Raw genomic sequence first — 23,207 nt, forward strand, 5'->3', positions numbered from 1 at the left:
CTTTAGCAAGGCTGCGTGCGGGCCTTTGAAACAAGGTAAAATCCGCTGCCTGAGGCTTCTCCCGCTCCGGAAGTGGCTAAAAAGCAGGGTTTTTTGCCACAGAGGGCCAAAAAAGCCCGTAAAACCCCGACAAAACTGTGCAGAAGGCTATAGGCCTTCACCGGTTGGTCTAATATGCAGCCGTCAACGAATCAGAGGAGACACGATGGCCACCCAAATGTCGAAATCGCAGCTGATCGAAAAGATCGCGACCACCACCGAGCTTTCCAAGCGTGACGTCAAGAGCGTCATGGAGACGCTGACCGACGTCGGTCACAAGGAGCTCAAGAAGAACGGCCTGTTCCTGGTGCCGGGCTTCGCCAAGTTCGTGGTCATCAAGAAGCCCGCCACCAAGGCGCGCAAGGGCACCAACCCGTTCACGGGCGAAGAGATGATGTTCAAGGCCAAGCCGGCCCGGAAGATCGTCCGCGCCCGCCCGGTCAAGGCCGCCAAGGACGCCGTGGGCTAACAACGCAAAGGCCCCCTCGAGCGAGGGGGCCTTTTGTTCGGGGCTGTCGCGAGGACTTGAGACGGAGGGCTCAACCCTTGCGGCGCTTCGCGCGGACCGGGATCGGCTGAAGCCGCGGTCCGGATGCCGCCAGCGCATCGCGAACCCCGTCTATGGCGCGATCGAGCAACTGGCGCAACCGCTGCGTCTTTCGCGATTGCTTCGCTTTTTCCAGCAGTTTCTTCATCGCATTCACTCCGCCGCTTCGACCTTGGCCTCGATTTTGGCCTCGGCCGGCTCGAGCGCCGCGGCGATGGCTTCGTCGACGCGCTCCAGCCAGATGAATTCGAGGTTGTCCCGCGCGCTCTGCGGGATATCGTCGTAATCTCGCTTGTTGCGCGCTGGCAGCATCACCCGCTTCAGGCCCGCGGCCGCGGCTGCCACCACCTTCTCCTTGATGCCACCGACCGGCAGCACCAGGCCGCGCAGCGAGATCTCGCCGGTCATGGCGGTGTCGCTGCGCACCGTGCGATTGGTGAGCAGGGACGTCAGCGCCGTGAACATCGCAACGCCCGCGCTCGGTCCGTCCTTCGGGGTCGCGCCTGCCGGCACGTGAACGTGGATGTCGCTCTTTTCGAACAGCTGCGGATCGATGCCGAGCTGCGTGGCCTTGCTCTTCACCAGCGTCATCGCAGCCTGCACGCTCTCGCGCATGACCTCGCCGAGCTGGCCGGTCAGGATCATGCCGCCGCGGCCTGATACCCGCGAGGCCTCGATGAACAGGATGTCGCCGCCGACCGGCGTCCAGGCCAGGCCAGTGGCCACGCCTGGAATGCTGGTGCGCTGCGCGATCTCGCCTTCGAAGCGCGGCTGGCCGAGCACAGTGCCGATGTCCTTTGGCGTCACGACGATCTTGGCAGCCGTGCCCTCGGCGACCTGCACGGCAGCATGGCGGAACAGCTTTCCGATCTCCCGCTCGAGGTTACGCACGCCGGCTTCGCGGGTGTAGCCCTTGACCACCAGCTTCAGCGCCTCCGGCTCGATCTCGGCCTGCTCGGCGGTCAAGCCGTTGGCCTCGAGCTGCCGGCGCACCAGATAGCGCTTGGCGATCTCCAGCTTCTCATCCTCGGTGTAGCCGGCGAGGCTGATCAGCTCCATGCGGTCCAGCAACGGACCCGGGATCTGGTCCAGCATATTGGCGGTCGCGATGAACACCACGCGCGACAGGTCGAAGGGCACGCCCAGGTAATTGTCCCGGAACGTCCCGTTCTGCTCGGGGTCGAGCACCTCCAGCATCGCGGCGGAAGGATCGCCCTGCACGCCGCGGCCCATCTTGTCGATCTCGTCCAGCATCATGACGCAGTTCCGGGCGCCGGCCTTCTTGATGCCCTGGATGATGTTGCCAGGCAGCGCGCCGATATAGGTGCGCCGGTGGCCGCGGATCTCGGCCTCGTCATGCACGCCGCCGAGGCTGACGCGCACGAAGGGACGGTCCATCGCGCGTGCGATGGACTGGCCGAGCGAGGTCTTGCCGACGCCGGGCGGTCCGACGAAGCACAGGATCGGCGCCTTGCCCTGCGGCGCCAGCTTGCGCACCGCCAGATATTCGATGATCCGGCTCTTGATCTTCTCCAGGCCAAAGTGATCGGCGTCGAGGATGCGGCGCGCTTCCTTGATGTCGATCGGCTTCTCCGCGGGCAGTGCCCACGGCAGCTCGATCAGCCAGTCCAGGTAAGTGCGGACCATGCCGGCCTCGCCGGCGGCCTCCGGCATGCGCTCGTAGCGGCGCAGCTCCTTCTTCGCATGTGCATCGGCCTCGGGCGGCATGTTGGCCTTGGCGATGGCAGCGGTCAGCTCGGCCACCTCGGCCGCCTTGCCGTCGCCTTCGCCGAGCTGGCGCTGAATGGTCGCCATCTGCTCGCGCAGGATCGCTTCGCGCTGCCGCTCGTCGAAGCTGGCGCGGGTCTGCTGGCCGATCTCGTTGCTGATGCGCAGCACCTCCAGCCGTTCGGCCAGATGCTTCGACACCTTCTCGACACGCAGAGCGAGGTCGATGGTCTCCAGCACCTCCTGCTTGTCCTGCGGCTTGATGTCCATGAACGAGGTCGCCAGGTCCGCCAGCGCGCCGGGCGCCGTGGTGCCCTGGAACATCGCGACCAGTTCGGGCGGCGCCTGCGGCAGCAGCTCGATCGCCTCGATGGCCTGGCGCTGCAGGTTCAGCCCGCGGGCCTCGATCTCGGGCGTGCTGGTGGTCGGCTCCGGAATCTGCTGGATCCGCGCGGCCGGGAACGGCGTCCCCGGCAGGAAGTCGAGGATGCGCGCGCGCTGCACGCCCTGGCAGACGATGTGATGGGTGCCGTCGGGCGCGGTGATGTAGCGCACGATGTTGGCGATGGTCGCGACCCGATAGAGGTCGTCCGGTCCGGGCTCCTCGGTCTCGGGGCTGCGTTGCAGGACGATGCCGACCGGTCGCTGCTCGCGCAGCGCCTGTTGCGCGGCGGCGACCGACTTCGGCCGCGCGATCGCGATCGGCGCGATGGCGCCGGGGAACAGCACCATTTCGCGCACGGGAATGATGATCAGCGCGTCTTCGGGAATCTTCACCTCGGAATTGCTCTGGGGATTGGTCGGTGCGGTATTCATTGGTTCGGTGGTCATGATCGACCTCAGGATTTGGCGAGGCGCAGCGCGACGCAGCCGTCCATCACGAAGCGGCTGATGGCGTAACGGCCAACGGGCAATGCAATGCGGCGCTCAAAACGCCCCTGCGGCAGTTCGAGCCGGTGGATGCGGGCGTTGCGAAGCTCTGGCGGAAGGGTGCGCTGGCCGGAGATGACGAGCACGCCGTCATGGATGACAGTCTCGACATTGTCGGGATTGACGCCGGGAAGCGCGACCAGGATCAGGAGCTCATGCTCGGTTTCGAGCACGTCGATCGGCGGCTCCCAGCAGGCTTCCTGCCGGCCGAACTGCTGGCGCAGCCGTTCGGCGCGGGTCAGCGAGTCCAAGGCTTCGGACAGCATCCAGTCGAGGGGATTTTTGGGTTGCATGATGCGGGCTCGGCGGGTGAGGAACGCTGAATATGGGGCCGGTTCCCGAGAATTCCAGCCCGGCTGCGCGCAGGTGCCATGCGGATCGTGCGATCCGAAAACAAGCGCCGCGGCCTTCCGGGCCGCGGCGTTCCGTCGTCACCCTATGTGTGCCTCAGGCCGCCTGGCGGTATTCCTCTTCCGCCTCGAGGTTGATCACGGAGGTGGCGAGCTCGGTCAGGGCGTGATCGGTCGCCTCTTCCTCGTCCAGCGTCGCCTGCAGCAGCTTTGCCGCGTCCTGCATGCCGAGCTCCTCGGCCCAGGTGCGCAGCGTGCCGTAGCGGGAGATTTCGTAGTGCTCGACCGCCTGCGCGGCTGCGAGCAGGCCGGCGTCGAGCGCAGGCGCGTTCTTGAACTCCTTCATGATCTCGGCACCTTCGTCGGTGATGCCGTTGATCGCTTCGCAAGGCTTGCCGCGGGCCGGCTTGCCCAGCATCTTAAAGATCTGGTCCAGACGTTTGACCTGGCCCTGGGTCTCGCGCAGATGCTTGTTGAAAGCCGCCGCGAGCTCCTTCGAGTTGGCAGCCTTGGCCATCTTGGGCAGGGTCTTGATGATCTTGTTCTCGGCGAAATAGATGTCCTTGAGCGTCTCCAGGAATAGGTCGCTCAACATCTTCGGCGCCTGACGGGCGCGGCCCGTCGACGATTTCTTGCTTGTGCGCTTCTTTGCTCGTTTTGCCATACATCCTCCTCTTGAGGTGACGCGCGAAGGCATCGCCTTCCGCAATCCTCAGGCGATCAAAAGCTTTCGGAGAACGAAAGTTCCAAACTGCAGCCTGCGCTCAGGTCGGGCGCTTGTAGGGATCTTCCTGCCGCTGCCGCGCCTCGGTGTTGCGGTCGAGCTGCGCGCGCTCGCGGCGCCGCAGGCGCCCCGCCTTCGCCACGCCGTAGACGAGGACCGCACCGAGCACGAAGGCACCGATGAACCAGAGCCAGAGCAGGTTGCCCGAAAGGTGACCCAGCAACATTCCAATTCCACTGTCACTCATTGTGCATCTCCGGTGATTTTCAAAGCGGTTCTATCGGGCTAAGTCAGTCCGCCAGCCATCGTTCCTGCGTCCAGGGAGCCCACCGAGACATGATCGACTTCACCCTGTCCGCGTTCGTGACGCTGCTGCTCGTGGTCGATCCGGTGGGCCTTGCGCCGGCCTTCCTCGCTGCGACCGGAGGCATGCCCGACAAGACCATGCGCACCATCGCGCTGCGTGCGCCGCTGATTGCGGCGTCGATCCTGGTGGTGATCGCCCTGATCGGAAACTGGCTGCTGCGCCAGCTCGGGATCGGCATCCCCGCCTTCCAGATCGCCGGCGGGCTGCTGCTGTTCGGCGTGTCCTACCAGATGATCTTCGGCGACCGTCCGCATCGCGAGGCCCGCGAGGCCGATAAGGCAACCTCGGAGCATGCCTCCGACGTCGCGGTATTCCCGCTGGCGATCCCGATGATGGCCGGTCCCGGCGCGATCGCGACCACGCTGCTCCTGACCGGCGATGCCGGCTACGGACCGAGGCTCGCGATCATCATCGCGGTCGTGCTCGCCGTGTGCCTGCTCTGCATGCTCTGCTTTGTCTCCGCGAACATGATCGCGCGGAGCCTCGGGCGCACCGGCAACGCCGTCCTCTCGCGCGTGCTCGGCATGCTGCTCGCGGCCTATTCGGTGCAGTTCGTGATCAACGGCATCGCTGCGGTCCGGGCAAGCTTGCCGTAGAGCTGCGACAATCTGTTAATGCGTTGATTTTCATGTTTATTCCATGATGCCATGAGGCGGCTGGCGGGATCGCGCGCGATCCGGTCCGCTTTCTCTTGCGCTGCCATATTGCTTGACGTACTCCCCGTCTGACAGGCGCCCATCGTCAGGAAATCGAGATGTCGATGACAGCGGACGAGCTCGACAAGAGACAGGCCATCATCGGCGCCTGCCGCCGCATGAATGCGCTCGGCATCAACCAGGGCACCTCGGGCAATATCAGCGTCCGGCATGTGGACGGGCTTCTGGTCACCCCGACCAGCGTGCCCTACGACGCCATGACGCCGGACCAGATCGTGTTCATGACGATGGACGGCTCGCACGCGCCCGATCAGAAGCCGTCCAGCGAGTGGCGCTTCCACCTCGACATCCTGAAGGCCCGGCCAGACGTCGACGCCGTCGTCCACGCCCATCCGACCTATTGCACCATCCTGGCGATCATGGGCCTGGAGATCCCGCCCGTGCACTACATGATCGCGGCCGCCGGCGGCGACAGCATCCGCTGCGCGCCCTATGCCACCTTCGGAACGGCGGAGCTGTCCGAACATGCCGTGCGGGCGCTGGAGGGCCGACTTGCCTGCCTGCTCGACCATCACGGCATGATCGCGATCGGCAAGTCGCTGGACAAGGCGATGTGGCTCGCGGTCGAGGTCGAGACGCTGGCGCGGCAATATCACGGCTGTCTCCAGATCGGAGAGCCGCCGCTGCTGTCGAGCGCCGAGATCGAGCGGGTCCGCCAGCGCATGTCCGGTTACGGCATGTCGGAAGGGTAGGGCGGACAGAACGTGTTCCTGCGGATCAGACATCTCGCCGACCGCAAGGGGACGAACCGCATCATGGTTCGGCTGCGGGCGCTGCTACGCAGCAACGAATTCTATCTGATCCCGCTGGCGCTGGTGATCGGCACGCTCGCCGGCGCCATCGTGACGCTGATGGCCGAGATTGCGCAGATTGCCCACATGGTGATCTACGGCATTCCCATCGACGTCCGCCTGTCCGCCAATACCAGCGTCAGTCCGTGGGCCGCGCTGATCGCGCCCGCGCTGGGCGGGTTGGTGCTTGGGATCATGGAGTGGTGGCGGCGACGGCTCAAGCTCTCCAGCGCGGTCGATCCGATCGAGGCGAACGCACTGCGCGGCGGCAATCTGTCGATGCGCGACAGCGTGGTGGTGTCCAGCCAGACGCTGATCTCGAACGGCTGCGGCGCCTCCGTCGGCCTCGAGGCCGGCTATACCCAGATCGGCTCGGGTATCGCCTCGTTGCTCGGCAAGTTCTTCAATCTGCGCCGCAACGATCTGCGCCTGATCGTCGGCTGCGGTGCCGCTGCGGCGATCGCGGCGGCCTTCGGTGCACCGATCACGGGCGCCTTCTACGCCTGCGAGCTGATCGTCGGCGTCTACTCGGTCGGCAGCGCGGCGCCGATCCTCGCCGCCTCGCTCGCGGGCGCCCTGACCGCGCAATGGCTCGGCGGCGCGCCATACTCGCTCGAAATACCCAAGGTCAGCGCCGTCGGCGTCGAGCAATATCTCGCGCTGATCGGTCTCGCGCTCGTCACCAGCGGTGTCGGCATCGCCGTGATGCGCTCGTCCTCGATGTTCGAGCGCCTGTTCAAATGGCTGCCGGTCTGGTTGCGCCCGGTGATCGGCGGCCTCATCGTCGGCGGTTTTGCGATCGTCACGCCGCAGGTGCTGGCGGCCGGCCACGGCGCAATGGTGCTCGATCTCTTTCACGACATGACGATCGGCCTGATCGCGCTGATCATCGCCTTGAAGGTGACGGCCTGCCTGATCTCGCTCGCCTCCGGTTTCCGCGGCGGCCTGTTCTTTGCCTCGCTGTTCGTGGGCAGCCTGATCGGAAAGTTCTTCTCCGCGGTGCTGCTCTTGATCAGCCCGAACTTCGTGATCGATCCGCTGGTCGCGATGCTGACGGGCATGGCGACGCTGGGCGTCGCCATCGTCGGCGGTCCCTTGACCATGTCGTTCCTCGTGCTCGAGATGACCCGCAACGTCGACGTTACCGCCGTGGTGCTCGCCGGCTGCATCGTCACCTCGATCTGCGTCCGCTTCATGTTCGGGCACTCCTTCTCGACCTGGCGCCTGCATCTGCGCGGCGAGACCATCCGCAGCGCCAACGACGTCGGCTGGCTGCGCAACCTCACCGTCGAGCGGCTGATGCGCTCAGATGTTGGCAAGGTGCCGTCGACCACGACGATCGCCGCGGTCCGCCGCGAATTCGCGCTGGGCTCGCGGCCCGGGATCGTCATCGTCAACAATGCGGACGAATATGTCGGCCTTGTCCTGCTGCCCGACCTGTTCTCGGGCGACCTCGACACCATCGCCGACGAAATCCAGGTGATCGAGCTCGCGCGCCTGACCGAGATCGTGCTGATCCCGGAAATGAACGTGAAGTCGGCGATGGCGGTGTTCGACGAGGCGGAGGCCGAGATGCTGGCGGTGGTCGATTCCACCGACAGCCGCAAGGTGGTCGGCTTCCTTACCGAGACCTTCGCCCGCCGCCGCTATGTCGAGGAGATCGACAAGGCGACGCGCGGCGTACTCGGCGCGCTGTCGTAAGGTCACGCGGAAGCGGGACGGCGTGCGTCATGCGCCGCCGTCCGCGCCTGCTATCGGCCTGGCTGCAAGGGAGCAGCGACGACGCTAGCCACGATCCGGCGGACCAGTGGCAGCACCATCAGCAGCGTCGGAAAGGCGACGAGCCATGACAGCGCCCAGGCGCCCGGCCAGGTCGCGAGGAACGCCGGCGTTGCGCCGAGGCTTCGAAGGGTGGAAATGACCGACACCACGGCTGTCATGAGGATGGACAGCACAAATGGCATCACGATCGACGCATAGCGCGCCGGCAGTTTGCGAACCGCAATCATCTGGTTTCTCTTGGAATAAGACGCGTCAGTCACGGTGAACCCAAGAATGGCATCGATCCCGACGGCGTCGGTTGATGCGTTGGTTCACGTAAAACGCTTACGGCGACCGAAAGACGGTGCGCCTGTTCATTATCCGCTCATGTTGGATGGTTCAAGCTGGATCTGGACGTTCGATCTACAATCGTTCAACGCGTGGCAGATTGCCGCGATCACGAAACCATTTCAGTGGTTTGGACGTTTAGTCTTGTTTGATTATGTCGCTTCGAGCGAGAACAGGAAGGTCAAGATGAATAAAGGACCGATGATTTCCGCAGCCGGCCGCAGCGTTGGGCTGGCAGCTTTCGCAAGTCTTGTTCTGATGACGGCCCCGATCACCCCTTCGGCTGCCAACTCGCCCGCGCCCACCAAAGCCGCTGCCGCGGGCTCGGTCGCTCCGGCTGCCACCGATTTCAGCGCGGCTCGCCGCCACCACTATTATCGGCGAGGTCCGAACGCTGCAGGCCTCGCTTTCATGGGCGTGGCGGCAGGTCTGATCGGCGGCGCGATCGCAGAGAGCAGGCGCCAGGAGTACTACGAGGACCGCTATAATTACGGTCCCGGTCCTTACTACGGCGGCCAGAGATATTACGGCGGCGGTCCCTACTATGGTCCGCGTGGCTATTATCAGCCGTATTAGGCGCCTGTCCTCGCCGCAGTCTCGTTCTCGCCAATGGGCGGTGTTTTGCACCGCCCCTTGTTGCTTCTGCGCGAGGCGTCTCATTGCGCGACCTGTGTCGCGGGCGCGTCAATCCCCTCCAGAAAAAAAGATTCCGCTTTACCGAAATTCGGAATTGGCGTATGTGTCGCCCATCCCGGCTCATCCTTGAGGGGCGATCTTGTGGTCGTCATGTTCGCGAGCCGGGCTTGCGGTGGACGCGGCAGCGTTCGGGTGCGAGAGGCCAAGGGCAGGGCGGATTGCTCTCCGTGAGCCCAAGGCTTCGTTCCGACGAGCGGCGCTGCTAGGCTTCGTCTCGTCTGTAAGTTTCCGGCTCCGTCGACAGGGCTGGAAAAACTGCGGCGAAATGGCGAGCCGTGCGTACGGCAAAACCGTGTGGTCCTGGCCGTCGTTGCTACGGTCAAGCCCTGGCGAATGCGGCATCCGCGTCAACCGGCGCGGTGCCGGTGACTTTCGTTGGGGCGAGGGAGGCCAAAGAGAACTCGGCTCCCGAGAGAGCACGGCATAAGCCGTTCAACCATCGCGCAGGGAAGGCCGAGTGATTGGCTACACCTGTATGCTGCTGTGCGGTTTTCCTGCGTGTGCTTTTCGCGCAGCGGACCGCGGGTGCCAGCCGGCACCCGGCCTTCCCTGCGCCCTCTTGGACAAGAGGGTGGAGCGATCAAGCAAAGCTCGGGCGAAATCAGCCGCGAGAACGCGAAGCTGTGTCTGCAAGTAAAAATGCGAGCTGGAAGAGTGGCGCTGCCGCCTCATACTCCGTCATTGCGATCGCAGCGAGCGATCCAGAAATGCATCCGTGGAAAATGTCTGGATTGCTTCGCCGCAAGAGCTCCTCGCAATGACGACGTGGAGGCAGTTTCGCTGATCGCGCTAGGCTTCCGGCATCACCGTCCCGCTGGTGCAGACATCGCGCCGTTGGAATAGCGGGACCAGTCGGGCCCGGTCGGCTGCGACGGCCAGAGCGCGGCGTTGGAGTCGCGCACCGACTGGGTGATGGGATGGGGCTGCGCCTTGCGGACATGACGGCGGTCGTTCGCCGCGGCAGTCTGGATGGTGGCGGCGGCAATCAGCGTCGCGCCGAGAATGATGAAAGTCTTTTGCATTGTTTCTTTCTCCCGTGACGACGCCCGGCTGTGAGATGTGTGTTTTGTGTGTCGCCGTCGCGGCTGACAAGGCGACGCGCCCGGCCGATATCACCGCTCGCGACATCACATTGGGGCGAGCCAATTTTCTAGCCTCGGCTAAATATTCGGCAATCGCGACCGGTGGCACCGGTGGACTTGCCTGCTCCAATCCGGTTCAATGGGCCAAATCTGGTTTTCAGGCGACAATGATGTCGAAATATCTGCTGGTCCTTCTGCTGATCGCCTCGCCGGCCGTGGCGCAGGTCAAGCTGACCCCAAAAACATCGGCGGCGCATCCGGACCCCTGCGCGCCGATCGGGCGGACCGCGGACGGCAAGCTGGTCTACTCCATGAAATGCGAGAATTTGCCTGTGCCGCCTCCGTCGCCGCAGGCGGAACTGAGGGAGGCGCCGCAGCCCGCCGCCGAGCCGGAGCCCGAGACGCGGCGGAGTGGCGTTTTCGGCTGGTCCTACGACCGCAGGTAACGGGCCGCGCCCCTTGCGCGAAGCCCGACGGAGTGCTCTTTGCCTGAAAATTCCCCGTGGGGCCACCGCCCCCGATCCAGAGAGATGAGATGACCAAACTCGTTATCCGCGCCGGCGACTTCACCTTCGATGCTCGTTTCGAGGAGCAAGCGGCCCCGAAGACTGTCGCCGCGTTCCGCAAGGCGCTGCCGTTCGAAAGCCACATCATCCACGTGCGCTGGAGCGGCGAGGGGGTGTGGATGCCGCTCGGCGACTTGGACTTCGGTGTCGGTTACGAGAACCATACCAGTTATCCCGCGCCCGGCCAGATCATCCTCTATCCCGGCGGCATCAGCGAGACCGAGATCCTGATGGCCTATGGCGGCGTGCACTTCGCGAGCAAGATGGGCCAACTCGCCGGCAACCATTTCATCACGCTGACCTCTGGCCTGCAGAATCTGGCGACGCTCGGCAAGAGCGTGCTGTGGAAGGGCGCGCTGCCGATCCGCTTCGAGGAAGTCTGAGTGACTGGTGCCCGCTACCCGCGCGATCTCCGCGGTTACGGCCGCAACCCGCCGCACCCGCAATGGCCCGGCAACGCGCGGGTCGCGGTGCAGTTCGTCGTCAATTTCGAGGAGGGCGGCGAAAACAACATCCTACATGGCGACCCGGCCTCGGAAGCGTTTCTGTCCGACGTGCTCGGCGCACAGCCTTGGCCCGGCCAGCGCCACGCCAATATCGAATCGATGTTCGAGTATGGCTCGCGCGCCGGCTTCTGGCGGCTCTGGCGGATGTTCAGCGAGCGGAAGTGGCCGACTACCGTGTTCGGCGTCGCCACAGCGCTGAAGCGCAATCCGGAAATCGTAGCTGCCATGAAGGAAGCGGGCTGGGACATCGCCAGCCACAGCCTGAAGTGGATCGAGCACAAGGACATGACCGAGGCGCAGGAGCGCGCGGAGATCGCGGAAGCGATCCGCGTCCACACTGCGGCGACCGGCTCGCGGCCGCTCGGCTGGTACACCGGACGCTCCTCGATCAACACCAACCGTCTGTTGATGGAGGAGGGCGGCTTCCTCTATCTCTGCGATTCCTACGCCGACGATCTGCCCTATTGGGTCAAGGGCGCCAGCGGCAAGCAGCTCATCATTCCCTATACGCTTGACGCCAACGACATGCGCTTCATCAATCCGCAAGGCTTTGCCGAAGGCGAGCAGTTCTTCACCTATCTGAAGGATGCTTTCGACGTGCTCTATGCCGAAGGCGAGAGCGCGCCGAAGATGATGTCGGTCGGCCTGCATTGTCGTCTCGCCGGCCGCCCCGGCCGCGCGGCGGGGCTGATCCGCTTCCTCGACTATATCGGCAAGCACGAGCGCGTCTGGGTGCCGACACGGTTGCAGATCGCCCAGCATTGGCACGACAAGCATGCGGGCCTTGCCGACGATGCTTTCGAGATCGGATAGGGCAGCAATGTCACAGATCGCCTTGTCTGATCTCAATGCCGCGAGCTTCGATGATTTCGTGGCCGTACTTGAAAACGTGGTCGAGTACTCGCCTTGGATTGCCCAAGAAGCGGCGGCGCGCCGTCCGTTTGCCGGCATCAATTCACTGCTCGACGCGATCAAGGCGGCGATCGCTAGCGCTGAGCCCGAGGTGCAGCTGGCGTTGATACGCGCGCATCCCGACCTCGCGAACAAGACCCAGCGCGCAGCGGGACTCACGCCTGACTCGACTGCCGAGCAGAGCAGCGCTGGTCTAGACCGTCTGTCGGACACCGAATATGCGGCCTTCGAGCGGGCGAACAATGCGTATCGCGAAAAATTCGGTATCCCCTATATCGTCTGTGCGCGCCGGCACACCAAGGACTCCATTCTGCGTGACTTCGAGTCGCGACTGCAGAACATTGCCAAGACCGAGACACGCCGCGCGCTCGAGGAAATCTCCCGCATCGCTGCGCTGCGGCTGGACCAGCTCGTCAGTGCTGACGACAAGCTGAAAGTGCACGGCCGGCTCTCGACCCATGTGCTGGACAACCACGCGGGCAAGCCCGCATCGGGCATTCCGGTCGAGCTGGTCGAGCTCGCGAACCTCGGCGAGAGCCGCGTGATTGCGCGCGCGGTGACCAACGCGGACGGCCGCACCGACCAGCCGCTGATTGGCGGCCGCCCGCTGCCGATCGGCCGCTACGAGCTCCGGTTTAGCGTCGCCAAATATTACGCCGAGCGCAACGTGCAGCTCACCGACCCGCCGTTCCTCGACGAGATCCCGCTACGCTTTGCGATCAGCGAGCCGGAAAGCCACTATCACGTGCCGTTGCTCGTCACGCCGTGGAGCTATTCGACCTATCGCGGCAGTTAATTGCCGAACTTCTCGTGCAGCGCCGGAAACAGCCGGTCCGGCTTGTAGGGCGGCGCCGTGAAGCGGATGCCGGTGGCATCGGCAATCGCGTTGCCGAGCGCGGCGGCGACCGGATTGTACGGACTCTCGCTCATCGACTTCGCCCCCAGCGGGCCGATCGTGTCGGAGGTCTCGGCGAAGAAGACCTCGGTGCGGGGGACATCGGCGAAAGAGGGCAGGTGATAGTCGCGAAATTTGGGGTTGGCGACGCGGCCGTCCGCGTCGATCACCATCTCCTCGTAGAGCGCGGCACCGAGCGCCTGCGCGACACCGCCTTCGACCTGGCCGCGGCATTGCATGGGATTGGCGACGACGCCGGCGTCCGCCGCATGCACGCTCCTGAGAATCCGGAGCTCGCCGGTGCCCTTGTTCACGGCGACGCGAAAGCCCTGCACGTTGAAGCCGACCGAACGCGGCGTCCCGCCGGAATTGCCGGCGCCTGCCAACGGCTGTCCGCGCTCGCGCGCGAGCTTTGCCAGCTCGACAAAGGACATACGCCGCACGCCACTGACGACGGCCTCGCTCTCGAGCGTGCAGCTGCCGACTTCGCAGAGCCATGCGCCGGCGGCGGCCGCCTTCAGCTCGGTTGCGAGCTGCACGGCTGCCGCATGCGTCGCCTTCCCGGCGACGAACATGCCGGCGCTGCCATAGGCGCCGGTGTCGTGGCCGCCATGGGCGGTGTCGGACTGGCGCAGGCGGATCCGGTCGACGGTGGTCGCAAGCGTGGTCGCCGCGATCTGCCGGTGCACGGTGCTGGTGCCGTTGCCGAATTCGGCGGTGCCGACGGTGAGGTCGAAGCTGGCGTCGTCGTTGAGGGTGACCATCGCGTCCGCGAGATGGCCCGCCGGGGGCACCGTGTCGATCATGGTCAGCGCGACGCCGTCGCCGATCAGCCACTCCGGCGACAGGTCCGGCTGCGGGCCATCGGCCTGCATCGCGCGCTCGACGAGGTCGAGGCACTGGTCGAGCCCGTAGGAGCCGTAGAACACGTCGTGAAATTCCGACGGCGGTGGGGACACCATGGGATCGCCGGGCTTGACGACGTTGCGCCGGCGCATCTCGTAAGGGCTGATGCCGAGTTGCTTGGCCAGTTCGTCGATCGCGGCCTCGACCGCGATCAGTGTTTGCGGCAAGCCGTAACCACGAAACGCGCCTGCCGGCACTGTATTGGTGTAGACCGCGTGGCCGTCGACCCGCTTGTTCCGGCAATTGTAGACGCTGATGGATTCCGCCAGCGAGTGGAACATCACCGGGCCGGCGTGATTGCCGAAGGCGCCGGTGTTGGAGAGCACGTCGAGCTGGAGCGCGGTGAGCTTGCCGTCCGCGTCGGCACCGGCCTTGACGTGGACCCGCATCGGGTGCCGCGTCGAGGTTGCGACGAACTGCTCCTCCCGGGTGAGCTCCAGCTTCACCGGCCGTCCGGTCTTGAGCGCGGCGAGCGCCAGAATGTCCTCGACGAACATCTCCTGCTTGCCTCCAAAGCCGCCGCCGACGCGCTCGCAGAAGACGCGAACCTTGTCCATGGGAAGCTCGAAGATATCAGACAGCGCGCGCCGGGTCAGGAACGGCACCTGCGTCGAGGTGCGAACGTTGAGCACGCCGGAAGCATCGAGCCAGGCGAGGCCGCCATGGGTTTCCAGCGCGGCATGCTGCACACGGTGACTATGGAAGGTGCCCTCGAAGGTGACGGCAGATGTCGCGAGCGCAGCCGCCACGTCGCCGAATTCGCCATGCGTCTCCGCGGCAAGGTTGCGCTGGGCGTCGGCGACGCGGTTCGCGGTGGTGCGGTCGGGATGAATGATGGGTGCGCCGGGCGCCATTGCTATTTCAGGGTCGATCAGCGCGGGGAGGACCTCGTAGTCGACCTTCAACCGGCGGCAAGCGTCCTCGGCGGCGGCTTCGCTGTCTGCGACGACGGCGGCAACCTTCTGGCCGATGAAGCGGACGATTTCGTCGAGAACACGAGTGTCCTCGGGATCCATCCAGTCCTTCTCATGCCGCGCGGTCGAGAGCAGGATCGTAGGCGCATCCTCATGCGTCAGCACCGCCTGCACGCCGGGAACGCCCAGCGCGTCCGACTTGTCGATCGCGACGATCTTCGCGTGGGCGTGGGGCGAACGGAGCAGCTTGATATGCAGCAGGCCGTCGATCTGCGTGTCGAACGTGTAGCGCGCCTTGCCGCGCACGACATCGGGGCCAGCTGGCGCCGGCAGGCTGCGGCCGAATGCGGCGCCGGCCTCGACGCTCTCCTCGATGTTGGTCTTGCCTAGCAACGCGTCCTCGATGGCGCGATAGCCGGTGCAGCGGCAGATATTGCCCTTCAGCGCGACGCCGAGATCGGTGCGCTGCGCCTGGTTCAGCGAGGCGCAGGTCAGGATCATGCCGGCGGTGCAGAAGCCGCATTGAAAGCCCTGCGCATCGAGGAAAGCCTGCTGCATCGGGTGCGCGCCGCCGTCTCCGTCCAGACCTTCGATCGTGGTGACGGCGCGACCTTCGGCGCGGAAGGCCGGGATCAGACAGCTATGCACCGGTTCGCCGTCCAGCAGCACGGTGCAGGCGCCGCAATCGCCGGCGTCGCAGCCCTTCTTCACGCCGAAATGGCCGAGCTCGCGCAGGAACGTGCGCAGGCACTGGCCGGCGCGTGGCTCCTGCGGAAACGTCGTGCCATTGACCTCGAAGCTCATGACGACGGTGCTCCGAGGAGTTCGTCGCGAATCTCTTCGGCAAGCCGCAATGTCATGTGCTTGCGCCAGAGCGGCTTGCCGTGGATGTCGGTGTGGTACAGATCGTCCGTAATCTGCTGCGCGATGGCGTCGCGAAGCGCTTTCGTGTCGGGGGCCTCGCGAAAGGACAACCGGATCGGCCGCACCGTCGATGCGGTGACCGTGAGCGTCAGCGTGCCATCGGCATCCAGACTGCCGATCAGGAGCGCCGCCGAGCGGCCGACCGGCGCCAGCGAGATCTGGCGGAAGGCCGTACGACGCTTCAGCGCGGCGATCGGAATATCGATCTGCCGGAGCAGATCCCCCGGCGCCAGAAGGTTACGCTGGTTGCCGGTGACGAAGTCGATGACGGGCATCATCTGTTCGCCGCCGCCGGCCTTCCAGATGGTGCAGACGCCCTCCAGCGCCGCGGTGAGCGAGATCATCGGTCCCGCCGGCAGCGACATGCAGAGATTGCCGCCGACCGTCGCCGTCTTCCATATCTTGAACGAAGCAAGGAAGGCGCGGCAGCACTGGTTGATCAGCGGTGCCGCGAACCAGTCGGGTGGGCAGGCGAATCCATCGAGCTGCGCAACGGTGCAGGTGGCCGCGATGCTGAAATGGCTCTCGGTGACCGTCAGCGCCGGCCATTTGAGGTCGGTGAGATCGATGAGCCGAGTCAGGTGAACTTGCGGCTCCGAGAACAGCCAGGTGCCGCCCGCGAGCCAAGCATCACCTGGCGTCCAAACGGGCAGCTGCGCGCGCGTTTGCGGATGGGCGACCGCTGTGATGGTATTCAAGTCCATGGCGACGCCAACGCTTCCAACGAGTGAATCGAGCCCGGAGAAAGTCTTGCAAGACGAGCGCCAAGTCGCAACAACAAGTCGCAGCAAAAGCGCAATCGGGCCGGCCCCTGCCTTGCAGGCCTGTCGGGAGCGGATGTGAGGAGGAGCAGATTCATGAGCGACGCAAAGCCGATCTGGATCAGGGATCCCCTGGCTATCCTCGCCGATGGCGCCGAGCGCGGCGTCGTGGTGCGGGACGGCCGAATTGTCGAGCTGGTGCCGGCCGGCGGTGCGCCCGCAACCGCTGACGTCGCGGTGTTCGATGCTGGCGACCACGTCGTGCTGCCCGGCCTCATCAACACCCATCACCATTTTTACCAGACGCTGACGCGGGCACTGCCCGCGGCGATGGACCGCGAGCTGTTTCCCTGGCTCCAGGCGCTCTATCCGGCGTGGGCGAAGCTGACGCCTGATGCGCTCGAGCTCGCTGTCACGGTGGCGATGGCCGAACTGCTGCTGTCGGGCTGCACCACGACGACGGATCATCACTACGTCTTCCCGGCGGGGCTCGAGGAGTCCGTCGACATCGAGGTCGAGGTCGCAAAGCGGCTCGGCGTGCGCGTGCTGCTCACGCGCGGCTCGATGAACCTGTCGCAGCGCGACGGCGGTCTGCCGCCCGATAGCGTCGTACAGGATGAGGACACCATCCTCGCGGACAGCGCGCGCGTTGTGGCGAAATATCATCAGCGCGGTGCTGATGCGATGGTGCAGATCGCGCTGGCGCCGTGCTCGCCGTTCTCGGTGACAACGTCCCTGATGCGCGCCACCGCCGATCTCGCCGACAAGCTCGACGTACGTCTGCACACCCATCTCGCCGAGACCGAGGACGAGAACAAATTCTGCCAGGAGATGTTTGGCTGCCGTCCGCTCGACTATCTCGAACAATGTGGCTGGCTCAATGCACGGACGTGGCTCGCCCATGGCATCTTCTTCAATGCAGACGAGATGAAGCGGCTAGGCAAGGCGAAGACGACGATCAGTCATTGCGCCTGCAGCAACCAGCTCCTGGCCTCCGGCTGCTGTCCCGTCTGCGAGATGGAGGAGGCCGGTGTCGGCATCGGCATCGGCGTCGATGGCTCGGCCTCGAACGACGGATCGAACCTGATGCAGGAGGTGCGGGCCGCGTTCCTGCTGCAACGGGCGCGCTACGGGGTGACGAAGGTCAGTCACAGGGATGCGCTGCGCTGGGCCACCAAGGGCTCGGCGGCCTGCGTCGGCCGGCCGGAACTTGGCGAGATCGCCATCGGCAAGGCGGCCGATCTCGCGCTGTTCAGGCTCGACGAGCTCCGCTTCTCCGGCCATGGCGATCCCCTGGCTGCACTGGTGCTGTGTGGGGCGCATCGGGCCGACAGGGTGATGGTGGCGGGAAAATGGGCCGTGATCGACGGCGCGATCCCCGGCCTTGATGTGGCAGACCTCATTCACCGCCACAGTTCGGCGGCGCGGGCCATGCAGGCCGGACAATAATCAGGCGAAAATAGAAAGAGGGGGCGACCACAAGTGCCGGGTGCTTCTGGCCACCCCCTCCGAACCTCCTCCGGGAGGAGCAGGTGATTTAGGCGATGCAAGAAGCGTGCTACTTGCCCGGCAGCTTGTCGTCGATGCCTTTGACATAGAAATTCATGCCGAGGATCTGGCCGTCGTCGAGATTGGCGCCGCCCTTGCACTCGACCTCCTTGCCGTCCTGCCCAAGGACCGGGCACTTGAACGGATGCAGCTTGCCCGCGGTGATCGCCGCCTGGGCATCCTCGGCGATCTTCTTCACGTCGTCAGGCATGTTGGTGTAGGGCGCCATCGCGAACATGTGGCTGTCGAGGCCGCCCCATGTGTCCTCGGATTTCCAGGTTCCGTCGAGCTCGGCCTTGACCCGGGCGATGTAGTAGGGACCCCAGGTGTCGAGGATCGAGGTCAGCTGGGTCTTCGGCCCGAACTTGATCATCTCGGAATCCTGGCCGAAGGCGAGCTTGCCGCGTTCGCTGGCGATCTGCATTGCCGCCGGCGAATCCGTGTGCTGCATGATGATGTCGGCGCCCTGGTCGATCAGCGCCTTGGCGGCGTCGGCTTCCTTGCCTGGGTCGAACCAGGTGTTGGCCCAGATGATCTTGACCTTGATGTTCGGGTTGATGGTCTGCGCGGCGAGGATCGTCGCGTTGATGCCGGAGACGACCTCGGGAATCGGGAACGAGCCGATATAGCCGAGCACGCCGGACTTCGACATCTTGGCCGCGATCAGGCCCTGGATGTAGCGGCCCTGGTACCATTTGGCCGAATAGGTCGACATGTTCGGGTTGCGCTTGTATCCGGTCGCGTGCTCGAAATGCACGTTCGGGTATTTCTTCGCGACCTTCAGCGTCGGATCCATGTAGCCGAACGAGGTGGTGAAGATCAGCTTGTTGCCGGCGCGGACGAGCTGCTCGATCGAGCGTTCGGCGTCGGGGCCCTCAGGCACGTTTTCGAGAAAGGTGGTCTCGATCTTGTCGCCGAGCTCCTTCACCAGCGCCTGGCGTGCCAGCTCATGCTGATAGGTCCAGCCGAGGTCACCGACCGGGCCGAGATAGATAAATCCGACTTTCAGCTTGTCGGCGGCGGAGGCTGCACCGACGCTCCCGGCAAGCAAGAGCCCGGCGGCCAGCGCAAGAAGTGATTTCCTCATCGTCAATCTCCAAACATCAGGGGAAAGCCATGATCCGCAACGTGCGCGCCCCATCGCGCACGGTGCGGAAATGAAACGCTAGCGGTCAGGCACGAACACGGTGCCAAGCGCAGCCGGTGCGGTCGATCCACCCGTGCGCGCGCGGGAGAGCAGGACCAGGACGATGACAGTCGCAAGGTAAGGCAGCGCCGACATCAGCTGCGAGGGAATGCCGACGCCCCAGCCCTGCGCGTGCAGTTGCAGGATCGTCACCGCGCCGAACAGATACGCGCCGACCACGAGGCGGCCCGGCCGCCAGGACGAGAACACCACCAGCGCCAGCGCGATCCAGCCGCGGCCTGCGGTCATGCCCGGAATGAAGAAGGGCGTATAGGCGAGCGGCAGATAAGCGCCGGCAAGTCCTGCGCAGGCGCCGCCGAACATCACCGCTAAGGTGCGGATGCGCAGCACGGGATAGCCGAGCGCATGCGCAGACACGTGGTTGTCGCCGCAGGCGCGCAGGATCAATCCCGGCCGCGTACGGTACAGGAACCACCAGACGCCGATGACCAGCGCCAGCGAGAAATAGACGAAGGCGTCCTCGCCGAACAACACGCGGCCAACCAGCGGAATATCCGTGAGACCGGGAATGTTGAGATGCAGCGCCGGCGTGATGCGCTCGCCGACGAAGCCAGCGCCGATCAGGCCGGAGAGTCCGACACCCAGGATGGTCAGCGCCAGCCCTGTCGCAACCTGGTTGACCGCAAGCCCGAGCGCCATCAGTGCGAAGACCAGTGATATCAACGTGCCGGCGACGATGCCGAACAGTGCGCCGATAAAGATCGAGCCGGTCAACCACGCACCTGCAAAGCCACATGCGGCGCCGACGATCATCATGCCCTCGACGCCGAGATTGAGCACACCGGAGCGCTCGGTCACGAGCTCGCCGGTCGCCGCGATCAGGAGCGGCGTCGAGGCGGCGAGCACCGCGAGGATGATGGCTTCAATGAGTTCCACGAGCCACCTGTCGGTTCGGGAAAACCAGCTTGAAGCGGTAGAGGATGAGGGAATCGCAGGCGAGCACGTAGAACAGCAGGATGCCCTGAAAAACCTTTGTCACGTCCAACGGGATCTTCATCGCGATCTGCGCCTGCTCGCCGCCGATAAAGGTCAACGCGAGAAAAAGGCCTGCAATTAATATTCCAAGGGGGTTCAACCGGCCGAGAAAGGCGACGATGATCGCCGTAAAACCGTAACCCGGCGAGATGCCGGGCTGGAGATGCCCGACCGGACCCGCGACCTCGATGATGCCGGCGAGGCCCGCCAGCGCGCCGGAGACGGCGAAGGTCAGGATGATCAATTGGTTGGAATTGAAGCCGCCGAACCGCGCGGCGCGTGGCGCGGCGCCCACCACACGGATCTCGAAGCCCTTGATGGTGCGTCCCAGCAGGATTGCGGCTGCCGCGACGACGAGCAGGGCGATGATCGAGCCCAGATGCAGCCGGCCGCCTTCGATCAGCAGCGGCACCGTTGCGACCGGGTCGAACTCGGCGGTGGTCGGAAAGTTGAAACCGTGCGGATCGCGCCAGGGGCCGCGCACGAGATAGTCGAGGAAGAGATCGGCGACATACACCAGCATCAGGCTGGTCAGGATTTCGCTGGCGCCGAACTTCACCTTGCAGATTGCCGGGATCAGTGCGTAGAGCGCGCCTGCGGCGGCGGCGAGCACGAGCATGACCGGCAGCACCCAGACACCGGCGTCGGTGCCCTGCGTCTTCACCGCAATCCAGCTTCCGGCGACTGCACCGATCAGGAACTGCCCTTCGGCGCCGATGTTCCAGGCATTGGCGAGATAGCAGAGCGACAGCCCGATCGCGATCATCACCAGCGGTGTCGCCTTCACCGCGATTTCCTGGAGCGAATAGCTGTCGGTCAAAGGCGCGACGAAATATGCGTGCAGCGCGAGCAGCGGATTCTTGCCGAGGATCGCGAACAGGATGACCATGGTCACGATCGTGAGGCCGATCGCGATCAGCGGCGAGATCAGCGCGATCGTGTTGGAGCGTTCGGCGCGCTTCTCAAGCACCAACTGCATGCGCGGCCTCCTTCGGCTCCAGCGTGCTGCCGCCCATCAACAGGCCTAGTTTTTCGCGCGTCGCCTCGCTGGTGGCGAGCGGTGCGGACAGATGGCCATGGAACATCACGGCGATGCGGTCGGCGATTTCCGCGAGCTCGTCGAGGTCCTGGCTGGTGACGAGCACGGCGGCGCCTGCGGTTGCGAGATCAAGCAGCGCCTGTCGGATGACGGCGGCAGCGCCAGCGTCGACGCCCCAGGTCGGCTGGCTCACCACCAGCACCGCGGGATTGCGCAGGATCTCGCGTCCCACGATGAATTTCTGCAGATTGCCGCCGGAGAGGGATGCTGCTTCCGGATCGCGCTTGGCCTTGCGGACGTCGAAGGTCTCGGTTGCGCGGTCAACCGTCTTCAGCGTGGCGGCAGTATCGATGAAGCCGTGATGGACCATGCCGCTGGCGGCGTGCCCGGTGAGAAGCGCATTCTCGGAAAGCTTCATGCGCGGCGCGGTGCCGTGGCCGAGCCGCTCCTCGGGAACGAATGCCGCGCCGAGCTTGCGGCGCTGCGTGATCGAGAGATGGCCGGCAGCAAGGCCTTCGATGACGATCGTGCCGGGATCCCTCGACAGGCGTTCGCCGGACAGCGCGGCGAAAAGTTCGTCCTGGCCGTTGCCGGCGACCCCGGCGATGCCGAGGATCTCGCCGCCTTTCAGCTCGAACGAGATGTGCTCGAGCCGCACGCCATGCGCTTCGCCGGGGGCGAGCGAGAGGTCGTTGACGACGAGACGCGGCACCGTGGTCTGCCGGCCGGCGGCCGCCTTCACCTCCTTGATCTCACCGCCGACCATCATGCGCGCCAGCGAAGCGGCGGTCTCAAGCCTGGGATTGCAGGTCTCCACCTTCTTGCCGCCGCGCAGGATCGTTGCCGTGTCGCACAGGCGCTTCACCTCCTCGAGCTTGTGGCTGATGTAGAGGATGGCGCGACCTTCGGCCTTGAGCCGCTCCAGCACGACGAAGAGCTGGTCGGCTTCCTGTGGCGTCAGCACCGCGGTGGGCTCGTCAAGGATCAGGAATTGCGGATCCTGCATCAGCGCGCGGACGATCTCGATGCGCTGGCGCTCGCCGACCGACAATTGCCAGACCTCGCGTTTGGGGTCGAGCGGCAGACCATAAGTCTTCGACACCTGCTCAAGCCGCGCCGACATGTCCTTGAAGGATTCTCTTCCGTCGAGGCCGAGCGCGACGTTCTCGGCGACGGTGAGATTGTCGAACAACGAGAAATGCTGGAACACCATGCCGATGCCGCGGCTGCGCGCTTCCGAGGGACCGGACAGCACGATCGGCTGGCCCTGCCAGAAAATCTGGCCAGCGCTGGGCTGGATCAGCCCGTAGATCGCCTTGACCAGCGTCGACTTGCCGGCGCCGTTCTCGCCCAGCAGCGCGTGGATTTCCGTTGGCCAGATATCGATGTCGATGGCATCGTTGGCGAGGAAATCGCCATAGCGCTTGGTGAGCCCGACCGTCCTGAGGAGCGGGGACTCGCCAGAATGCAGGCTCTTAGCCGTGGGATCCAACATTCGCTGATGCGCTTGCATGGGGTGAAGTGCCTCAATACTGGGCTAGTTTGAACCGCCGCGTAAGGTGTGAAAAAGCGTCATCCCTTGCTCAACGCTTCGGCAGGCAGGAGGTGTCGGCGAGTCTCGGCTCTCGCCGGCGGCGATCGTCCTCAGACACCTTCCGAGCAGCCTTTGCAGTCCCGGCTTGCGTGTGACGCCTGTTGCAAATTTGTGACGGCTCAAGCCAAATCGGAACCGCTATGCAGGCTTGGCGTGAAGTTAAGCAGAGACGCGCCAGCACGCGTATGCATTTGCGAACACCGCGACAGTAGCTTCCACCCATCTTGTTTGCCTTGTCCGGTCGACATGAAAAGGCGAACGAAATCAAATGGGGATATCCGGCAATGGGTCGCTCTCGGCCGACGGCGTGGCGGTGAGGTTGGCCTTCCAAATCGGCCGGTGAACGCCGCGCCCTGTGCAAACAAGCGGCATGCCTTGAAA

The 23,207-nt window shown here is 64.8% G+C and carries 23 protein-coding genes; 10 read left to right on the top strand and 13 right to left on the bottom strand.

The annotated features are described in order from the left end of the window. Nucleotides 1–205: 205 nt before the first annotated feature. The gene (locus IVB07_RS11690; RefSeq protein WP_007601427.1) at nucleotides 206–508 is read left to right on the top strand and encodes an HU family DNA-binding protein; all 303 of its coding nucleotides are present in this window, start codon (nucleotides 206–208) and stop codon (nucleotides 506–508) included. A gap of 70 nt (nucleotides 509–578) precedes the next feature. On the opposite strand, the gene IVB07_RS11695 is transcribed toward IVB07_RS11690, so the two are convergent. From IVB07_RS11695 to IVB07_RS11715, 5 genes are all read right to left on the bottom strand, one after another. Next, nucleotides 579–734 (bottom strand): hypothetical protein, encoded by a 156-nt coding sequence (locus IVB07_RS11695; protein WP_247295101.1) that lies wholly within the window; start codon nucleotides 732–734, stop codon nucleotides 579–581. A gap of 5 nt (nucleotides 735–739) precedes the next feature. Beyond that, nucleotides 740–3,145, bottom strand: coding sequence for an endopeptidase La (gene lon / locus IVB07_RS11700; RefSeq protein ID WP_247767645.1), 2,406 nt, complete (start codon nucleotides 3,143–3,145; stop codon nucleotides 740–742). A gap of 8 nt (nucleotides 3,146–3,153) precedes the next feature. Continuing rightward, nucleotides 3,154–3,537, bottom strand: a complete 384-nt coding sequence (locus IVB07_RS11705) for an Hsp20/alpha crystallin family protein (protein ID WP_007601432.1) — start codon at nucleotides 3,535–3,537, stop codon at nucleotides 3,154–3,156. 154 nt (nucleotides 3,538–3,691) lie between these two features. Next, nucleotides 3,692–4,258, bottom strand: a complete 567-nt coding sequence (locus IVB07_RS11710; RefSeq protein WP_085384836.1) for a ferritin-like domain-containing protein — start codon at nucleotides 4,256–4,258, stop codon at nucleotides 3,692–3,694. A gap of 100 nt (nucleotides 4,259–4,358) precedes the next feature. After that, entirely contained in the window at nucleotides 4,359–4,565 is a 207-nt protein-coding gene (locus tag IVB07_RS11715; RefSeq protein WP_007601434.1) for a hypothetical protein, read from the bottom strand. A gap of 89 nt (nucleotides 4,566–4,654) precedes the next feature. On the opposite strand from IVB07_RS11715, the gene IVB07_RS11720 reads away from it, so the two are divergent. The 3 genes from IVB07_RS11720 (at nucleotide 4,655) to IVB07_RS11730 (ending at nucleotide 7,893) form a co-directional block, all read left to right on the top strand. Next, nucleotides 4,655–5,281, top strand: coding sequence for a MarC family protein (locus IVB07_RS11720; protein WP_247335370.1), 627 nt, complete (start codon nucleotides 4,655–4,657; stop codon nucleotides 5,279–5,281). Between the two features lie 158 nt (nucleotides 5,282–5,439). Continuing rightward, nucleotides 5,440–6,093, top strand: coding sequence for a class II aldolase/adducin family protein (locus IVB07_RS11725; RefSeq protein WP_198957640.1), 654 nt, complete (start codon nucleotides 5,440–5,442; stop codon nucleotides 6,091–6,093). A gap of 12 nt (nucleotides 6,094–6,105) precedes the next feature. Continuing rightward, the gene (locus IVB07_RS11730) at nucleotides 6,106–7,893 is read left to right on the top strand and encodes a chloride channel protein (RefSeq protein ID WP_085361046.1); all 1,788 of its coding nucleotides are present in this window, start codon (nucleotides 6,106–6,108) and stop codon (nucleotides 7,891–7,893) included. 50 nt (nucleotides 7,894–7,943) lie between these two features. Here IVB07_RS11730 and IVB07_RS11735 read toward each other — a convergent pair whose 3' ends face one another. Then, entirely contained in the window at nucleotides 7,944–8,201 is a 258-nt protein-coding gene (locus IVB07_RS11735; RefSeq protein ID WP_085350586.1) for a DUF2798 domain-containing protein, read from the bottom strand. A 286-nt stretch (nucleotides 8,202–8,487) separates the two neighbouring features. On the opposite strand from IVB07_RS11735, the gene IVB07_RS11740 reads away from it, so the two are divergent. Continuing rightward, nucleotides 8,488–8,877, top strand: a complete 390-nt coding sequence (locus tag IVB07_RS11740) for a hypothetical protein (RefSeq protein ID WP_247335410.1) — start codon at nucleotides 8,488–8,490, stop codon at nucleotides 8,875–8,877. Between the two features lie 923 nt (nucleotides 8,878–9,800). Here the strand turns inward: IVB07_RS11740 and IVB07_RS11745 are convergent. Continuing rightward, a complete protein-coding gene (locus IVB07_RS11745) occupies nucleotides 9,801–10,019 on the bottom strand; it encodes a hypothetical protein (protein ID WP_007612884.1) in 219 nt (72 codons plus the stop codon). A 227-nt stretch (nucleotides 10,020–10,246) separates the two neighbouring features. Here IVB07_RS11745 and IVB07_RS11750 point away from each other — a divergent pair, with 227 nt between their 5' ends. From IVB07_RS11750 to uraD, 4 genes are all read left to right on the top strand, one after another. After that, complete coding sequence (locus tag IVB07_RS11750) at nucleotides 10,247–10,525, top strand: hypothetical protein (RefSeq protein WP_018456703.1); 279 nt, start codon at nucleotides 10,247–10,249, stop codon at nucleotides 10,523–10,525. Between the two features lie 89 nt (nucleotides 10,526–10,614). Next, entirely contained in the window at nucleotides 10,615–11,028 is a 414-nt protein-coding gene (locus tag IVB07_RS11755; RefSeq protein WP_018456702.1) for a DUF3830 family protein, read from the top strand. Then, complete coding sequence (puuE, locus tag IVB07_RS11760; protein WP_018456701.1) at nucleotides 11,029–11,964, top strand: allantoinase PuuE; 936 nt, start codon at nucleotides 11,029–11,031, stop codon at nucleotides 11,962–11,964. A gap of 7 nt (nucleotides 11,965–11,971) precedes the next feature. Further along, nucleotides 11,972–12,859 carry a 2-oxo-4-hydroxy-4-carboxy-5-ureidoimidazoline decarboxylase gene (gene uraD / locus IVB07_RS11765; RefSeq protein ID WP_018456700.1) on the top strand — a complete coding sequence of 296 codons (888 nt, stop codon included), beginning with the start codon at nucleotides 11,972–11,974 and terminating at the stop codon, nucleotides 12,857–12,859. Here the strand turns inward: uraD and IVB07_RS11770 are convergent. Next, nucleotides 12,856–15,582 (bottom strand): molybdopterin cofactor-binding domain-containing protein, encoded by a 2,727-nt coding sequence (locus IVB07_RS11770; RefSeq protein ID WP_018456699.1) that lies wholly within the window; start codon nucleotides 15,580–15,582, stop codon nucleotides 12,856–12,858. The two genes, uraD and IVB07_RS11770, sit on opposite strands and share 4 nt — an antisense overlap. Continuing rightward, complete coding sequence (locus tag IVB07_RS11775; RefSeq protein WP_018456698.1) at nucleotides 15,579–16,406, bottom strand: FAD binding domain-containing protein; 828 nt, start codon at nucleotides 16,404–16,406, stop codon at nucleotides 15,579–15,581. The genes IVB07_RS11770 and IVB07_RS11775 overlap by 4 nt, the downstream gene beginning before the upstream one ends. A gap of 153 nt (nucleotides 16,407–16,559) precedes the next feature. Between IVB07_RS11775 and IVB07_RS11780 the strand changes: the two genes are divergently transcribed. Then, a complete protein-coding gene (locus IVB07_RS11780; RefSeq protein WP_247383993.1) occupies nucleotides 16,560–17,912 on the top strand; it encodes an 8-oxoguanine deaminase in 1,353 nt (450 codons plus the stop codon). Nucleotides 17,913–18,021: 109 nt separating this feature from the next. Here IVB07_RS11780 and IVB07_RS11785 read toward each other — a convergent pair whose 3' ends face one another. The 4 genes from IVB07_RS11785 to IVB07_RS11800 form a co-directional block, all read right to left on the bottom strand. Continuing rightward, entirely contained in the window at nucleotides 18,022–19,098 is a 1,077-nt protein-coding gene (locus IVB07_RS11785; RefSeq protein WP_026233223.1) for a BMP family ABC transporter substrate-binding protein, read from the bottom strand. A gap of 78 nt (nucleotides 19,099–19,176) precedes the next feature. Next, on the bottom strand, nucleotides 19,177–20,094 hold the full coding sequence (locus tag IVB07_RS11790) for an ABC transporter permease (RefSeq protein WP_247297941.1): 918 nt from the start codon (nucleotides 20,092–20,094) through the stop codon (nucleotides 19,177–19,179). Continuing rightward, nucleotides 20,081–21,172 carry an ABC transporter permease gene (locus IVB07_RS11795; protein ID WP_247338200.1) on the bottom strand — a complete coding sequence of 364 codons (1,092 nt, stop codon included), beginning with the start codon at nucleotides 21,170–21,172 and terminating at the stop codon, nucleotides 20,081–20,083. The genes IVB07_RS11790 and IVB07_RS11795 overlap by 14 nt, the downstream gene beginning before the upstream one ends. Then, complete coding sequence (locus IVB07_RS11800) at nucleotides 21,156–22,727, bottom strand: ABC transporter ATP-binding protein (RefSeq protein ID WP_247383997.1); 1,572 nt, start codon at nucleotides 22,725–22,727, stop codon at nucleotides 21,156–21,158. Before IVB07_RS11800 ends, IVB07_RS11795 begins: the two co-directional genes overlap by 17 nt. Nucleotides 22,728–23,207 lie beyond the last annotated feature (480 nt).

It is taken from the genome of Bradyrhizobium sp. 172 (genome assembly GCF_023101065.1).
Lineage (GTDB): Bacteria > Pseudomonadota > Alphaproteobacteria > Rhizobiales > Xanthobacteraceae > Bradyrhizobium > Bradyrhizobium canariense_D.

Coding starts and splice junctions, on each gene's coding strand:
- IVB07_RS11775 (WP_018456698.1), bottom strand. CDS start 16,406: ATGGACTTGAATACCATCACAGCGGTCGCCCATCCGCAAACGCGCGCG.
- lon (WP_247767645.1), bottom strand. CDS start 3,145: ATGACCACCGAACCAATGAATACCGCACCGACCAATCCCCAGAGCAAT.
- IVB07_RS11725 (WP_198957640.1), top strand. CDS start 5,440: ATGTCGATGACAGCGGACGAGCTCGACAAGAGACAGGCCATCATCGGC.
- IVB07_RS11780 (WP_247383993.1), top strand. CDS start 16,560: ATGAGCGACGCAAAGCCGATCTGGATCAGGGATCCCCTGGCTATCCTC.
- IVB07_RS11770 (WP_018456699.1), bottom strand. CDS start 15,582: ATGAGCTTCGAGGTCAATGGCACGACGTTTCCGCAGGAGCCACGCGCC.
- IVB07_RS11715 (WP_007601434.1), bottom strand. CDS start 4,565: ATGAGTGACAGTGGAATTGGAATGTTGCTGGGTCACCTTTCGGGCAAC.
- IVB07_RS11795 (WP_247338200.1), bottom strand. CDS start 21,172: ATGCAGTTGGTGCTTGAGAAGCGCGCCGAACGCTCCAACACGATCGCG.
- IVB07_RS11710 (WP_085384836.1), bottom strand. CDS start 4,258: ATGGCAAAACGAGCAAAGAAGCGCACAAGCAAGAAATCGTCGACGGGC.
- IVB07_RS11735 (WP_085350586.1), bottom strand. CDS start 8,201: ATGATTGCGGTTCGCAAACTGCCGGCGCGCTATGCGTCGATCGTGATG.
- IVB07_RS11720 (WP_247335370.1), top strand. CDS start 4,655: ATGATCGACTTCACCCTGTCCGCGTTCGTGACGCTGCTGCTCGTGGTC.
- IVB07_RS11745 (WP_007612884.1), bottom strand. CDS start 10,019: ATGCAAAAGACTTTCATCATTCTCGGCGCGACGCTGATTGCCGCCGCC.
- IVB07_RS11690 (WP_007601427.1), top strand. CDS start 206: ATGGCCACCCAAATGTCGAAATCGCAGCTGATCGAAAAGATCGCGACC.
- IVB07_RS11785 (WP_026233223.1), bottom strand. CDS start 19,098: ATGAGGAAATCACTTCTTGCGCTGGCCGCCGGGCTCTTGCTTGCCGGG.
- IVB07_RS11695 (WP_247295101.1), bottom strand. CDS start 734: ATGAAGAAACTGCTGGAAAAAGCGAAGCAATCGCGAAAGACGCAGCGG.
- IVB07_RS11740 (WP_247335410.1), top strand. CDS start 8,488: ATGAATAAAGGACCGATGATTTCCGCAGCCGGCCGCAGCGTTGGGCTG.
- IVB07_RS11800 (WP_247383997.1), bottom strand. CDS start 22,727: ATGTTGGATCCCACGGCTAAGAGCCTGCATTCTGGCGAGTCCCCGCTC.
- IVB07_RS11750 (WP_018456703.1), top strand. CDS start 10,247: ATGATGTCGAAATATCTGCTGGTCCTTCTGCTGATCGCCTCGCCGGCC.
- uraD (WP_018456700.1), top strand. CDS start 11,972: ATGTCACAGATCGCCTTGTCTGATCTCAATGCCGCGAGCTTCGATGAT.
- IVB07_RS11705 (WP_007601432.1), bottom strand. CDS start 3,537: ATGCAACCCAAAAATCCCCTCGACTGGATGCTGTCCGAAGCCTTGGAC.
- IVB07_RS11755 (WP_018456702.1), top strand. CDS start 10,615: ATGACCAAACTCGTTATCCGCGCCGGCGACTTCACCTTCGATGCTCGT.